The sequence below is a fragment of the Streptomyces sp. NPDC021080 genome (genome assembly GCF_044333225.1).
GTDB lineage: Bacteria > Actinomycetota > Actinomycetes > Streptomycetales > Streptomycetaceae > Streptomyces.
On the sequence record NZ_JBIRQM010000003.1, the window covers coordinates 347,408 to 363,774 of the forward strand.

The 16,367-nt window shown below is 74.4% G+C and carries 1 protein-coding gene and 1 pseudogene; both read right to left on the bottom strand.

Annotation, left to right across the window (positions count from 1 at the left end; all coding sequences use genetic code 11):
- Positions 1 to 18 precede the first annotated feature (18 nt).
- A pseudogene (locus ACH4S8_RS08985) lies at positions 19 to 5,499 on the bottom strand (SDR family NAD(P)-dependent oxidoreductase); the annotation flags it as partial.
- A gap of 54 nt (positions 5,500 to 5,553) precedes the next feature.
- A complete protein-coding gene (locus ACH4S8_RS08990; RefSeq protein ID WP_398392033.1) occupies positions 5,554 to 16,320 on the bottom strand; it encodes an SDR family NAD(P)-dependent oxidoreductase in 10,767 nt (3,588 codons plus the stop codon).
- Positions 16,321 to 16,367 lie beyond the last annotated feature (47 nt).

Consider the following 16,367-nt stretch of genomic DNA (forward strand, 5'->3'; position numbering starts at 1 on the left):
AGCAGTGCGTGAGATGAGTCAGTGGGACCCGAGCTCTTGGTCGATCAGGTCGAACATCTCGTCGTCGGTGGCGGCGTCGATCCGGTCGAGGTCGAGGTCGCGGTCGGTGCCGAGGCCGGCGTCGGCGGTGTTCGCCGCGGCGTCCTGGTGGGTGTCGGTCCACTTCCAGAGCAGTGCCTTGAGCCGGGCGGTGACCTTGTCCCGCACCGCGTCCTGCGGGGCGAGCGCGGCGAGCCGCGCCTCCAGCCGGTCCAGTTCGCCGAGCACGGGCGGGGCCTCGGCGGTGAGGTCGAGCACCAGGAACTTGTGGAGGAGCCGGGCGATCGCGACGGGGTTGGGGTGGTCGAAGACCAGGGTGGGCTTGAGCCGGAGCCCGGTCGCGGTCTTGAGCCGGTTGCGCAGCTCCACGGCGGTCAGGGAGTCGAAGCCGATGTCCCGGAAGGCCGTGGTGGGCTCGATGCGGGCAGCGGTGGCGTGGCCGAGGGCGGCTGCCGCCTGTTGGCGCACCAGGTCCAGCAGGACCTTCTCCTGGTCGGCCTCCGGTATCCCGGCGAGGCGGCGGGCCAGGGCGGGGGTCCGCGCGGCCGCGGTCTCGCCGGCCGCGGCGCCGGTGTCGCCGACGAGGCCGCGGAGGACGGCGGGCAGCATGCCGGCGCGGGCCATGGCGCGCAGTCCTGGAACGTCCAGCCGGACCGGCACGATCACCGGCCGGTCCATGGTGAGGGCTGCGTCGAACAGGGCCAGCCCCTCCGCCGGAGTGAAGGGCACGACTCCGGCCCGCCCCATCCGGTTGCGGTCGGCGTCGGTGATCCGGTCGCCCATGCCGCCGTTGTCCGTCCACAGGCCCCACGCCAGCGAGGTGCCGGGCAGGCCCGCGGCCCGGCGCTGTCGCGCCAGCCCGTCCAGGAAGGCGTTCGCGGCGGCGTAGCCCGCCGCGCCGGCGCTGCCCAGGACTCCGGCCAGGGAGGAGAAGAGCACGAACGCGGAGAGGTCCAGGTCCCGGGTCAGCTCGTGCAGGTGCAGCGCCCCGTCGACTTTCGGCCGCAGCACGGTGTCGAGGTGCTCCGGGGTCAGGGCGGTGACCACGCCGTCGTCCAGGGCCGCCGCCGCGTGCACCACGGCCACGAGCGGGTGCTCGGCCGGGACCGAGGCCAGCAGTTCGGCGAGGGCGTTCCGGTCCGCGATGTCACAGGCGGCCACGTCGACGTGCGCGCCCAGCTCGGAGAGGGCGGAGACGAGTTCGCCGATGCCTTCGGCCGCCGGGCCCCGTCGGCCGGCCAGCAGCAGCCTCCGTACGCCGCGTTCGGCGACGAGGTGCCGTGCGAGCGACCGTCCGAGGCCACCGGTCGCGCCGGTGAGCAGCACGGTCCCCTCGGGGTCCCACGCGTGGCCGGTGGGCTCCTCGGGCGGGGTGATCCGGGCGAGGCGCGGCACGTACAGCTTTCCGTCGCGCACCGCGGCCTGCGGTTCGTCCAGAGCGGCGAGGGCCGCGGCCAGCGCCGGGTCGAGGCCGCCGTTCGTGACCATGCCCCCGTTCGTGACCGAGTCGTCCGCGTCGACGAGCAGGAGCCGGTCCGGGTGCTCGGCCTGGGCCGACTTCACCAGACCGGAGACCGCGACGTGCGCGAGGTCCGCAGCTGCGCCGGCCGGCTCGACGGCTCCGCGCGTCATCACCACGAGCCGCGCGTCGGAGAACCGCTCGTCGGCGACCCACTCCTGGACGGCCGACAGCACATCGGCCAGCAGCCCGCGCGTCGCGGCGGCGGCATCGCCCTCGCTCGGGGCGCAGGGCAGAAGGACGTGGGCGGGCGTGGCCGCGCCGTCGTCGACCGCCTTGCGGAGCCCGTCGATGTCGGAGTGGGAACCCTCGTCGCCGAGGACCGCCCACGCGGCTTCGGGGGCGGGGGCGGAAGCCGCGGTGTGCTCGACCCAGTCGACCTCGAACATCCAGTCCCGGTGCGCCACGCGCGAGGCCAGCACCTGCTGGGGGGACATCGGCCGTGTCCGGACGGACGCGACCGAGGCGACGGGAGAGCCGTCGGCGTCGGACAGTTCGATCGCCACCGCGTCGTCGGCGGCGGGCCGGATGCGTATGCGCACGGCCCCGGGCCCCGGAGCGTGCACGGACATGCCGCTCCAGGCGTGGGGCATGAGCACCTTGCCGGAGTCTTCGGCGCGGCTCGACGCCAGCATGCCGAGGGCGGCGTCCAGCAGTACGGGGTGCAGGCCGTAGCGGTCCGCCCGGTCCCGCTCCGCGACAGTCAGTACGGCCTCGGCGTACAGCTCGTCCCCGGCGCGCCAGGCGGCGCGCAGACCCGGACGGCCCTCGACGTCGACGGGTTCGGCACCCGTCGGCGGCCACGTCATCGTGTCGAACTCCGGCGCCGGAGCGTTCCGGGTGAGCTCTCCGGTGACGTGGCAGACCCAGGGCTCGCCGGTGCCGTCGGCAGCGGGCCGGCTGAAGACGCGCACGGAGCGCCGGTCGGGATCGTCGCCCGCGCCGACCTGCACCTGGACGCGGACGGCGCCCTGTTCGGCCAGGACGAGCGGGGCGTCCACGTCCAGCTGTTCCAGATGCGGGAAACCTGCCCGTCGGCCCGCGGACAGGGCGAGTTCCACGAACGCGGCGACCGGGAGCACCGGCACGCCTCCGACCGTGTGTTCCGCGGTCCAGGGCATGTCGGCCGGGGACAGCCGGCCGGTGAACAGCACGTCCTGCGTCCCGGCGGTCTCCACCACCGCGCAGAGCAGGGCGTGGCCGGAGGAGTCCAGGCCCGCCGAGGAGACGTCGGGCGCGGCCGTGCCTTCGAGCCAGTAGCGCTCGCGCTGGAAGGCGTACGTGGGCAGGTCGACGCGCCGGGCTCCGGGGAACAGCGCCTGCCAGTCCGGGGAGACACCGTGCGCGTGCAACTGCCCGAGGGCGAGAGTGAGCGCCTGGGGTTCGAGGCGGTCGGTACGCAGGGCGGGAACGGTGACGATGTCCGCGTCGTCGAGGCAGCCCTGGGCGAGGGCGCTCAGCACGCCGCCGGGGCCGATCTCCACGAACGTGGTCACACCCAGCTCGTGCAGGGTCCGCACACCGTCGGCGAAACGGACCGCCTCACGGACGTGCCGCACCCAGTACTCGGGCGTGTACGACTCGACCGGATCGCCCGTGAGGTTGGAGACCACCGGGATCCGCGGCTCACTGAACGTCAGACCGCCGACGACCTCCGCGAACTCCTCCAGCATCGGATCCATCAACGGCGAATGGAACGCGTGACTGACCTTCAGGCGGGAGGTCTTACGGTCCTGCCGGGTGAAGGCTTCGGCGATTTCGCCGACCGCGTCCTCGGCGCCGGAAATCACGACCGACCGCGGGCCGTTGACCGCCGCGATGCCGACCTCGTCGGTCAGGTGCGGCAGCACCTCGTCCTCGGTGGCCTGGACCGCCACCATCGCGCCGCCGGCGGGCAGGGCCTGCATCAACGCGGCCCGCGCCGACACCAGCTTCGCCGCGTCCGCGAGCGACAACACACCCGCCACATGCGCGGCAGCGATCTCACCCACCGAATGACCGGCCACGTAGTCCGGGCGGACGCCCCATTCTTCGAGAAGCCGGAACAGGGCCACCTCAAGGGCGAACAACGCCGGCTGCGCCGAACCCGTCCGGTTCAACTCCTCCGAGTCGACATCGACAGGCGTGTCCAGATGCGCGCACACCTCGTCGTACGCCGCCGCGAACACCGGGTACGCCGCGTACAGTTCGCGCCCCATCCCCAGCCGCTGCGAGCCCTGGCCCGAGAACAGGAACCCGACCTTGCCCCGGTCGGCCCCGGCGCGCCCCGTCACCACCTGCGGTGCGGGCTCGCCCGCCGCGAGGGCGGTCAGCCCCGCGCGCAGCTCTACCCCGTCGGCTCCGACGACCGCCGCCCGGTGCTCCAGCGCCGAGCGGGTGGCCGCCAGCGAGAACCCCACGTCGGCCGGGGAGGCTGCCGCCAGGTCCACGGACGACAGCAGTCGTCGTGCCTGTTCCCGCAGCGCCTCCCCGGTCTTCGCGGAGAGTACCCACGGCACCACCGTGGTCCGGGCCCGCAGCCGCTCCTCGGCCACGCCCTCGTCTTCGGTCCTGCCGTCGGCCGGGTCCTCCGCCTCCGGTTCGGGCGCCTGCTCGAGGATGATGTGCGCGTTGGTACCGCTGATCCCGAACGACGAGATCCCGGCCCGGCGAGGGTGGCCGGTCTCCGGCCACGCGGTCGCCTCGGTCAGCAGCTCGACCGAGCCGGCCGACCAGTCGACCTGCGGGGTCGGCCGGTCCACGTGGAGCGTCTTCGGCAGCAGACCGTGCTGCATCGCCAGCACCGTCTTCATCACGCCGGCGACGCCCGCCGCGGCCTGCGTATGGCCGATGTTGGACTTCAACGAGCCGAGCAGGAGCGGTCGTTCGCGCTCTTGTCCGTAGGTCGCCAGCAGTGCCTGCGCCTCGATCGGGTCGCCGAGGTTCGTGCCCGTGCCGTGTGCTTCGACAGCGTCGACCTCTTCGGCGGACAGCCGGGCGCCGGCCAGCGCTTCGAGGATCACGCGCTGCTGCGAGGGGCCGTTGGGCGCGGTCAGGCCGTTGGACGCGCCGTCCTGGTTGACGGCGCTGCTCCGGACGACGGCGAGCACCCTGTGACCGAGCCGGCGGGCGTCCCGCAGCCGCTCCACGAGCAGCAGGCCGGCGCCTTCGGACCAGGACGCGCCGTCCGCCGCCGCCGCGAAGGACTTGCAGCGGCCGTCGGGGGCGAGTCCGCGCTGGCGGCTGAACTCGACGAAGGCGCTCGGGCCCGCCATGACCGTCACGCCGCCGGCGAGCGCCATGGAGCACTCGCCGCCCCGCAGCGCCTGCACGGCGAGGTGCAGGGCGACGAGCGAGGACGAGCAGGCGGTGTCGACGGTGACCGCGGGACCCTCGAATCCGAAGGTGTAGGCGATGCGCCCGGAGGCGACGCTGCCGGAGTTGCCGGTGCTCATCAGCCCCTCGACCCCCTCGGGGAGGACGCCGGGCGTGAAGCCGTAGTCGTGGTACATCAGGCCGGCGAAGACGCCGGTGCGGCTGCCCTCGAGGCCGGAGAGGTCGATGCCCGCGTGCTCGAAGGCCTCCCAGGCGGTCTCCAGCAGCAGCCGCTGCTGGGGGTCCATGGCCAGCGCCTCGCGCGGTGAGATGCCGAAGAACTCGGCGTCGAAATCGGCCGCGTCGTGCAGGAAGCCGCCCTGCCGGGTGTAGACCTTGCCGGGCCGCTCGGGGTCGGGGTCGTAGAGCGCGTCGACGTCCCAGCCGCGGTCCTCGGGAAACGCCGAGATGGCGTCTTCGCCCTCGGCCAGCAGCCGCCACAGTTCCTCGGGGGAACCGACGCCGCCGGGGAACCGGCAGCTCATGCCCACGATGGCGATCGGCTCCTGGTCGCGGGCCTCCAGCTCGCGCACCCGCCGCCGGGCCTGGCGCAGGTCGGTGGTGGCCCGCTTGAGGTAGTCCCGGAGCTTGTCCTCGTTCATCATCGGTGTCGCCCGCCCCCTTTTTTTGGCCTGTGCAGTTCAGGAGATGCCGAGTTCGTCGTCGAGGAGCTCGTACAGCTCCTCGTCGCTCGCCGAGCTGAGGTCGTCTTCGTCCTCGGCTCCGCCGGCGCCTCCCGGATCGGCCGGCTCGTCCCCGTTCCAGCGGGCGAGCAGCGCCTGGAGACGCATGTTGATCCTGGTTCGGGTGACGTTGTCGACGCCGTCCGCTCCGGTGCCGTCGAGGGCGCCGTCCAGGGCGGCGGCGAGGCGGTCGAGCTCGTCGAAGACCGGTGCCGTCCCGGCCGCACCACCGGGGAGGTCCTTCAGCACCCGCCGCGCGAGTACCGCGGGCGTCGGGTGGTCGAAGACCAGCGTCGCGGGCAGCCGCAGGCCGGTGGCCTTGTTCATCCGGTTGCGGAACTCCACCGCGGTCAGCGAGTCGAAGCCCAGGTCGCCGAAGGCCTGGTCGGGCTGGACGGCCTTGGCCGAGCCGTGGCCGAGGACGGCGGCGACCTCGGAGCGGACGAGGTCCAGGACGGCCTCTTCGCGCTCGTTCTCGGGCAGGCCCGCGATCCGTTGCGCCGGCGGTACGGAAGCCGCCCGGTCCGTGCGCCGCGGCCGGCCGCCGACGAGCGCCCTGAGCAGTGGCGGCACCGGCGCGGTCGCGTTCCGCAGGGCGGCGAGGTCCAGCCGGGCCGCCAGCACGAGGGGCTCCTGCAGTGCGAGCGCGGCGTCGAGAAGTTCCAGGCCGTCCTCGTCGGACAGTGGCAGCACGCCGCCGCGGGCGAGCCGGGTCCGGTCGGTGCCGCCGAGGGACTCGGTCATGGTGCCGGTGCGCTGCCACAGGCCCCACGGCAGCGACACCGCGGGCAGCCCCTGGGCGCGGCGGCGCCGGGCGAAGGCGTCCAGGAAGGCGTTGGCCGCGGCGTAGTTGGCCTGGCCGGGGGTGCCGAGTGTGCCCGCGAGCGAGGAGAAGACCACGAACGCCGACACGTCGCCCGCCAGTTCGTGCAGGTTCAGCACCGCGTCGGCCTTGGGGCGCAGCACCTTCTCCAGGCGCTCCGGCGTGAGCGAACCGATCACGCCGTCGTCGAGGACGCCGGCCGTGTGGACGACGGCCGTCACCGGCGTGCCGGACAGCACCTCGGCGAGGGCGTTCCGGTCGGCCACGTCGCAGGCGGCCCAGAGCACTTCGGCACCCGCGGCGGTCAGTTCCGCCCGGAGTTCCGCCGCGCCCTCGGCGTCCGCACCGCGCCGGCTCATCAGCAGCAGGCTGCGCACGCCGTGCTCGGCGACCAGGTGCCGGGCGACGAGCCCGCCCAAGGCGCCGGACGCGCCGGTCAGGAGCACCGTGCCGGTCCCGAAGTCCGGGGTGGTCCGCGGGGCGTCGGCGGCGGCCCTGGCGAGCCGGGGCAGCAGGAGCGCGTCGCCGCGGAGCGCCGCCTGCGGCTCCTCGGAGGCGAGGAGGCGGGGGACGGCTGTCGCCACGGCCCGCTCCAGGTCGGCATTCGCTTCGATGTCGAGGAGGACGATGCGGTCCGGGTTCTCCGACTGTGCCGACCGGACCAGGCCCCACACGGCCGCCTGCACCGGGTCGCCCTCTTCCGGCTCGTCCCCGGCGGCGACCGCGCCCCGGGTCACCAGCACCAGGCGGGCGGCCCGGTCCTCGGCCGACCACCACTGGACCAGCCGGAGCACTTCGGCGAGGACGCTCCGGACCCGCTCGGCATCGGTACCCGACCCGCCGGGGCAGGGGACGACGACGGCGTCCGTGTCCGCCTGCGCCCCGGTCTCCACCGCGGGGGCGGCGAGGAGAGCGGTGATGTCGTCGTAGGCCTGTACGGCCGGTGTCCGCGCGTCGGCCGTGGCGGCGAGCGGTGCCCACTCCACGGTGAACAGGGAGTCCCGGGAGCTCGTGCGCAGCTGTTCGGCCGACACCGGGCGCAGCGTCAGCGACTCGACCGACATGACGGGACGGCCCGTGCCGTCGGCGGCCTCCAGCCGTACCGTGTCCCCGCCGGCCGGGGAGAGCCGTACCCGCAGGCCCGTCGCTCCGGTTCCGTGCAGTGTGACGCGGGACCACGCGAAGGGCAGCAGGGGCCCGTCGGCGGCCGGTACGAGACCGCCCGCGCCCAGCGCGTGCAGCGCGGAGTCGAGCAGGGCCGGGTGCACGCCGAACGCGTCCGCGTCCGCCTGCGCCCCGTCGGTGACGGCGAGTTCGGCGTAGACCGCGTCGTGGCCGCGCCATGCGGCACGCAGCCCCTGGAACAGCGGGCCGTAGCTCAGGCCGAGGTCCGCCAGGCGGTCGTAGAAGCCGTCCAGGTCCACCGGCTGGGCGTCGGCCGGGGGCCAGCTGCTCAGGTCGGTCCCGGAGGGGGCCGCGCCGGTGGTGAGGACGCCGGTGGCGTTGCGTGTCCAGGGGCCGTCCTCGGCTCGCGAGTGGACGCTCAGCGGGCGGCGGCCGGAGTCGTCCTGGGCTCCCACGAGGACCTGGAGCGCGACGCCGCCGTGTTCGGGCAGCACCAGCGGTGCCTGCAGGGTGAGTTCCTCGACCTGGTCGCAGCCGGTCTCGGCCGCGGCACGGGCGGCCAGTTCCACGAAGGCCGTGCCCGGCAGCAGCACCGTGCCCAGCACCGCGTGGTCGGCCAGCCAGGGCTGGGCCCGCAGGGACAGCAGCCCGGTCAGCAGGTGACCGCCGGCGTCCGGCAGCTCCACCGCCGCGCCGAGGAACGGGTGATCGGTGGCGTCCAGCCCGGCCGCTCGTACGTCACCGGCCGGGGCGCCCGCCTCCAGCCAGTACCGCTCGTGCTGGAACGCGTAGGTCGGGAGGTCGACACGGCGCGCACCCGGCAGGACGGCGTCCCAGTCGATGGCGACACCGTGCACCTGGGCCTGGGCCAGGGCGAACATCAGCCGGTTCCGTCCGCCGTCGCGGCGGCGCAGCGTCGGTACGACCGCGGCGTCCGCGCCGGCGGCCTCGATGGCGTCCTGGATGCCCGCCAACTGGACGGGGTGCGGGCTGACTTCGACGAACACGTCGTGCCCGTCGGCGAGAGCGGACCGGATCGCGTCGTGGAACCGCACCGTCTGCCGCATGTTGCGGTACCAGTAGCCGGAGCCCAGCTCGTCCGCGGCCAGCTTCCCGCCCGTCACCGTGGAGTAGAAGGGCACGGAACCGGGGAGCGGGCTGACGCCGGCGAACCCCTCGCTCGCCTGCGCCTCGACGCGCTCGATCTGCGGCGAGTGCGCGGCGTAGTCGACGGCGACCTTGCGGGCCTGGACGCCCTCCTGTCCGCAGTGCGCGAGGAGTTCGTCGAGGGCGTCGGTGTCCCCGGAGACCACGACGGTGGCGGGCCCGTTCACGGCGGCGACGCCGAGGCGGCCGGTCCACCGGCCGACCAGTTCCCGTGCCTTCTCGTCCGGGAGCGTGACCGAGGCCATGGCGCCGCGGCCCTGGAGTTCGCGGACCGCGAGGCTGCGCCGCACCACGATGCGCGCTCCGTCCTCCAGGGAGATCGCTCCGGCGATCACCGCCGCGGAGACCTCGCCCTGGGAGTGCCCGACGACCGCGTCGGGGGTCACTCCGAAGGAGCGCCACACCTCGGCGAGGGCGACCGTCATCGCCCAGAGCACGGGCTGCAGCACGTCGACCCGGTCCTGCTCGGCCTCGGAGGTGCCGCGCAGCACCGAGGTCAGCGACCAGTCCACGTGCGGCGCGAGGGCGCGTTCGCAGGCTTCGATCCGGTCGCGGAAGACCGGGGAGTTCTCCAGCAGTTCGGCGGCCATGCCCACCCACTGCGATCCCTGCCCGGGGAAGACGAAGACGGTCTTGCCGCCGGTGCGCGCGGTCCCGGTCACCACACCGGGCGGCGTATCGCCGTCGGCGACACCGGCCAGTCCCCGCCGGAACTCCTGGAGGGTCTGCCCGACCACTACGGCGCGGTGTTCGAAGGCCGCCCTGGTCGTGGCCAGCGAGTGGGCCACGTCGGCCACCAGGGCCGTCTCACCGTCGTCGTCCCTGTCGCCGTCGTTGTCACGGCCGCTGTCAGGGTCGTTGTCGTCATCCCTGGCGTTGTCCCTGGCGTTGTCGTTGTCGTTGTCGTCCAGGAAGGACACGAGGCGGGCGGCCTGCGCCCGCAGCGCTGCTTCGGTCCTGGCGGAGAGCACCCACGGCACGGCCGCGCCGGAGCCGGACGCCGGGGGCAGTTCCTCGGCCGCGGGAGCCTGCTCGATGATGGTGTGGGCGTTGGTGCCGCTGACACCGAAGGACGAGATCGCGGCCCGGCGCGGGCGGTCCCGCTCGGGCCAGTCGACAGCCTCGGTCAGCAGCTGTACGTCACCGGCCGACCAGTCCACGTGCGGCGTGGGTTCGTCGACGTGCAGGGTCCGCGGCAGCACGCCGTGCCGCATCGCCATGACCATCTTGATCACACCGGCGACACCCGCCGCGGCCTGCGTGTGACCGATGTTCGACTTCAACGAGCCCAGCCACAACGGCCGTTCGCCGTCCCGTCCCTGGCCGTACGTGGCGAGCAGCGCCTGCGCCTCGATCGGGTCACCCAGCCTGGTGCCCGTGCCGTGCGCCTCCACCGCGTCCACATCGGCAGGCGTGAGCCCGGCGGACGCCAGCGCCTGCCGGATCACCCGCTGCTGCGCAGGACCGTTGGGCGCGGTCAGACCGTTGGACGCACCGTCCTGATTCACGGCGCTCCCCCGCACGACAGCCAGCACACGGTGACCGTTGCGCTCCGCGTCGGACAACCGCTCCACCAGCAGCATGCCGACACCCTCACCCCAGCCCGTGCCGTCGGCACAGGCCGCGAACGCCTTGCACCGGCCGTCGGGCGACAGCCCGCGCTGACGGCTGAACTCCACGAAGACCGTCGGGCCGGCCATGACGGTGACGCCGCCGGCCAGCGCCATCGTGCACTCGCCGTTGCGCAGCGACTGGACGGCCAGGTGCAGGGCCACGAGCGAGGACGAGCATGCCGTGTCCACCGTGACCGCCGGGCCCTCCAGCCCGAACGTGTAGGACACGCGCCCGGAGGCGACGCTGCCGGAGCCTCCGGTGGTGAGCAGGCCCTCGACGCCCTCGGGCAGTTCGCGCGGGCCCTGGCCGTAGTCGTGGTACATCAGGCCCGTGAAGACGCCGGTACGGCTGCCCCGGACCGTCGCCGGGTCGATCCCGGCGCGTTCGAACGCCTCCCAGGACGCCTCCAGCAGCAGCCGCTGCTGCGGGTCCATCGCCAGGGCCTCGCGGGGGCTGATGCCGAAGAAGCCGGCGTCGAACTCGGCCGCCTCGTGCAGGAAGCCGCCGTCGCGCGCGTAGGTCTTGCCGAGGCGCTCGGGGTCGGGATCGTAGAGCCCGTCGACGTCCCAGCCGCGGTTGTCCGGGAACCGGGAGATGCCGTCCCGGCCGGAGGCCACCAGCCGCCACAGGTCCTCCGGTGAGCGGACCCCACCCGGGAGGCGGCAGCTCATGCCGACGATGGCGATCGGCTCGTCGGCGGCGGCCGCGGTCTGCCGCGCCGAGGTCGCGACCGTGGCGGCCAGGGCCTCGCCGAGGAGTTCGGTGCCGATGTACCGGGCGAGGGCGACGGGGGTGGGGTGGTCGAAGACGAGGGTGGCGGGCAGGCGCAGGCCGATGGCGGAGGACAACCGGTTGCGCAGCTCCACGGCCGTCAGCGAATCGAAGCCCAGGTCCTGGAAGGCGTGCGCGGGCTGGACGGCCCGGGGCGAGGAGTGCCCGAGCACGGCGGCGACTTCGGCCCGGACCAGCTCCAGGAGGGCCTCGTCGCGCTCGTCGGCGGCCAGACCGGCGAGGCGTTCGGCCAGGGATCCGGTGGTGGCGCGCCGGGCCGTGCCGCGTACGGAGACACGGACGAGTCCGCGCAGCAGGGCCGGTACGGTTTCTGCGCCCCGGTTGCGCAGGGCGGCGGCGTCGAGGCGGACGGGGACGAGCACGGGCTCGTCGGAGGCGAGCGCCGCGTCGAACAGCCGCAGACCGTCCTCGGTGGACAGCGGCAGGACGCCGGAGCGCGCCATCCGCGACCTGCCCGTCTCGTCGAGGGCGTCGGCCATGGCACCCTCCTGCTCCCACAGGCCCCACGCCAGCGAGACCGTGGGCCGTCCCTGGGCGTGGCGGCGCCGGGCGAAGGCGTCGAGGAAGGCGTTGGCCGCGGCGTAGTTGCCCTGGCCGGGGTTGCCGAAGACGCCCGCTGCGGAGGAGAACAGCACGAACGTCGTGCTCGGGCCGGTGAGTTCGTCCAGGTTGAGCACGGCGTCGGCCTTGGGCGCGAGGACGGCGTCCACGCGCTCCGGGGTCAGCGCGGCGATCACGCCGTCGTCGAGCACACCGGCGGTGTGCACGACGGAGTCGACCGGGGTGGCGGCCAGCAGCCGGGCGAGGGCGTCGCGGTCGGCGAGGTCGCAGGCGGCCCACGTCGCTTCGGCGCCGAGCGTCGCGAGTTCGGCCTTCAGGTCCGCGGCGCCCGGGGCGTCCGCGCCACGGCGGCTGACGAGCAGCAGCCGGCGCACGCCGTGTCCGGTCACCAGGTGACGGGCGAGGGTTGTGCCCAGCGCGCCGGAGGCGCCGGTGAGCAGCACGGTGCCGAGGCCGGAGGCAGCGCCCTCGGCGAGGACGGCGGCCGCTTCGTCCGCGGGGCCGGTGGCCGCGTCTCGCGTTGCCGGTAAGGCGGCGCGGGCCAGGCGCGGTGCGCCGGCCTCCCCTTCGCGGACGACGACGTGGGGCTCGCCGGACAGTACGACGCCGGGCACGAGCGCGGCCGCCTCGTCCGGGCGGTCGGTTTCGAGCAGCACGATCCGGCCGGGGTTCTCCGCCTGGGCCGAGCGCACCAGTCCGCCCGCCGCGGCGTGCGCGAGGTCGTCGCAGCGAGCCACCAGCACGAGGCGCGGCGTCCGGTCCTCGGCGAACCAGCGTTGGAGCAGCCGCAGCACGTCGGTGGTGACCGCGCGGACCCGCTCGGCGCCGGTCGCCCCTTCCGGACCGTCGGGGCACGGGACCACGACCACGTCCGGCTGCGACGGCCCGTCGGCCCCGGCCAGTGCGGCGATGTCCGGGACGTACGCGACCGCCGTCCCGTCCGCGGCGTCGGAGGGCAGGGTCAGCGGCGCCCGCTCGACGGTGAACATCGCGTCACCGGAGCGCTTGCGGAGCTGCTCGGCCGACACCGCGCGCAGTGTCAGCGACTCGACGGACGCCACCGGCTCACCGGCGCCGTCGGCCACCAGCAGGGACACGGCGTTCGTACCGGCCGGCGCCAGTCTGACCCGTACGGTGGAGGCGCCCGTGGCGCGCACGGACACCCCGGACCAGGCGAACGGCAGGAGCGGTCCGTCCGCCTCGGCCACGAGGGAGCCGTCCACGCCGATCGCGTGCAGCGCCGCGTCCAGCAGAGCCGGGTGCAGGAGGAAGGAACCGGTGTCCGTGCCGTCGGGGAGGGCGACTTCCGCGAAGACTTCCCCGCCCGCGCGCCAGGCGCTCCGCAGTCCACGGAACGCCGGTCCGTAGGCCAGGCCGAGGGCGGCCAGCCGGTCGTAGAAGCCGTCGAGGTCGACCGGCTCGGATCCTGCCGGCGGCCACGCCGTGAGCGTCCGGCCGACGGCCGCGGCACCCGCCTCTTCGGTCCCTGTGGTGACGAAGCCGGTCGCGTGGCGGACCCACGGCAGGTCGGCGTCGTCCTCGGGGCGCGAGTGCACGGTCAGCGGCCTGCGGCCGGTGCCGTCGGCCGCGCCGACCCACACCTGAACCGCGACGCCGCCCTGCTCGGGCACCACCAGGGGCGCTTCGAGGGTGAGGTCCTCCAGCAGTTCGCAGCCGGCTTCGTCGGCGGCGCGCACAGCCAGTTCGACGAACGCGGTGCCCGGCAGCAGCACGGTCCCGAGCACGGCGTGGTCGCTCAGCCACGGGTGTGTGCGCAGGGACAGCCGACCGGTCAGCAGCCGCTCGTCGCCGCCGGCCAGGGAGACGGCGGCACCCAGCAGCGGGTGGTCGGCCGAGCCCAGGCCGGCGGCGCGGACGTCACCGGGTGCGGCCGGTAAGGCGTCGAGCCAGTAGCGCTCGTACTGGAAGGCGTAGGTGGGCAGGTCGACGCGGCGGGCGCCGGGGAAGAAGGCGTGCCAGTCCGGGGAGACGCCGTGTGCGTGCAGTTCGGAGACGGCGGCGACGAGTGCGGCCCGCTCGGGGCGGTCGGCGCGCAGGGCGGGCACGGTGACGATGTCCGCGTCGTCGGCGAGGCAGCCCTGGGCGAGGGCGCTCAGCACGCCGCCCGGGCCGATCTCGACGAACGTCGTCACGCCCAGGTCGTGGAGGGTCCGGACGCCGTCGGCGAAGCGGACCGCCTCGCGGACGTGCCGGACCCAGTACTCCGGGGTGTACGGCTCGGCCAGACGACCGGTGAGGTTCGAGACCACCGGGATCCGCGGCTTCTCGAAGGTCAGCCCGCGGACGGCCTGGGCGAACTCCTCCAGCATCGGGTCCATCAGCGGCGAGTGGAACGCGTGGCTGACCTTCAGCCGGGAGGTCTTGCGGCCCTGCTGCCGGAAGACCTCGGCGATCGCGGTGACCGCGTCCTCGGCTCCGGACACCACGACGGACCGCGGGCCGTTGACCGCGGCGATGCCGACGCCGTCGGTGAGATGCGGAAGGACCTCGTCCTCGGTGGCCTGGACGGCGATCATCGCTCCGCCGGCGGGCAGGTCCTGCATGAGGCGGGCGCGGGCGGACACCAGCTTCGCGGCGTCGTCGAGCGACAGCACCCCGGCCACGTGCGCGGCGGCGATCTCGCCGACGGAGTGACCGGCCACGTGGTCCGGCCGGACGCCCCACGATTCCAGGAGCCGGAACAGCGCCACCTCGACCGCGAAGAGTGCGGGCTGTGCGGCGCCCGTGCGGTGCAGTTCTTCCGGGTCGACGTCGACTACGGCGTCGAGATGCGCGCAGACCTCGTCGTACGCGGCGGCGAACGCCGGGTAGGACGCGTACAACTCGCGCCCCATGCCCGGGCGTTGCGATCCCTGGCCGGAGAAGAGGAACCCGACGCGCCCGCCGGTGCCGGAGAGGCCGCGTGCGACGCCCGGTGCCGGGGCGCCGGAGGCCACGGCCCGCAGTCCCTCGGCGAGTTCCGCCGGCGTCTCGCCCTGGACGACCGCGCGGTGCTCCAGGGCCGTGCGCGTCGTGGCGAGGGAGAACGCGACGTCGAGCGGGGGTACTTCGGCGTCCGTGCGGGACAACAGGCGTTCGGCCTGTGCGCGCAGGGCCTCCTCGGTCCTGCCGGAGATCACCCACGGCACCGGTCCGCCCGCGGCCGGGCGCGCGGCCTCCGGGACGACGGCCTCGGCGCTCTGCGCGCCTTCCTCCGGCGCTTCCGGAGCCTCGGTGTCCTGCGCGTACGCTTCGGCCGACGGGGCTTCCTCGATGATCGTGTGCGCGTTGGTGCCGCTGATCCCGAAGGAGGAGATGCCGGCCCTGCGCGGCTGGTCCGACGCCGGCCAGGGCGTGCGCTCGGTGAGCAGCTGTACGGCGCCCGCCGACCAGTCGACGTGCGGGGAGGGCGCGTCGACGTGCAGCGTGCGCGGCAGTTCGCCGTGGCGCATGGCCATGACCATCTTGATGATGCCCGCCACACCGGCCGCGGCCTGGGTGTGGCCGATGTTGGACTTGATCGAGCCCAGCCACAACGGCTTGTCGTCGGGACGGCCCTGCCCGTACGTCGCGAGGAGCGCCTGCGCCTCGATCGGGTCGCCGAGCCGGGTGCCCGTGCCGTGCGCCTCCACCGCGTCGACCTGCGCGGTGGTCAGCCGGGCGGCGGCCAGGGCCTGGCGGATCACCCGTTGCTGGGAGGGGCCGTTGGGGGCGGTCAGGCCGTTGGACGCGCCGTCCTGGTTGACGGCGGAACCCCGGACGACCGCGAGGACCTCGTGTCCGTTGCGGCGGGCGTCCGCGAGGCGCTCCACGAGCAGCAGGCCGGCGCCCTCGCCCCAGCCGGTGCCGTCGGCACCGGCCGCGAACGCCTTGCAGCGGCCGTCGGGCGCCAGGCCGCGCTGGCGGCTGAAGCCGACGAAGGTGGCGGGGCCGACCATCGCGGTGACACCGCCCGCCACGGCCAGCGAGCACTCGCCGTTGCGCAGCGACTGGACGGCCAGGTGCAGGGCCACCAGGGACGACGAGCAGGCCGTGTCGACCGTGACGGCCGGGCCTTCGAGGCCGAAGGTGTAGGCCACCCGGCCGGAGGCGACACTGCCCGAGGTACCCGTCCCCAGGTAACCCTCCAGGTCCTGCGGGGAGTTCTGGAGGGCGGCGAGGAACTCGTGGTTCATCACGCCGGCGAACACGCCGGTCCTGCTCCCCGCCAGCGAGGCGGCGTCGATACCGGCCCGCTCGAAGAGCTCCCACGACGTCTCCAGCAGCAGCCGTTGCTGGGGGTCCATGGCGAGCGCCTCGCGGGGCGAGATCCCGAAGAGGCCGGCGTCGAACCGCGCCAGGTCGCACAGGAACGCGCCCTCGCGGGCGTAGCTGGTCCCGCGGGCCTCCGGGTCCGGGTCGTAGAGCGCGTCCAGGTCCCAGCCGCGGTCGGCGGGGAACTCCGAGACGGCGTCGCGGCCGCCCGCGACCAGCTCCCACAGGTCCTCGGGCGAGTCGACCCCTCCCGGGTAGCGGCAGCTCATCCCGATGATGGCCACCGGCTCCCCGGCGGCGTCCTCGTAGTCACGAAGGCGCCGCCGGGTCTCCTGGAGATCTGCGGTGACTCGCTTCAGGAAATAGCGGAGCTTGTCTTCGTTCGCCACCGAAATCGTCCCTCACCCCTGCGAAGACTTACCGGAATTCGGCAAGA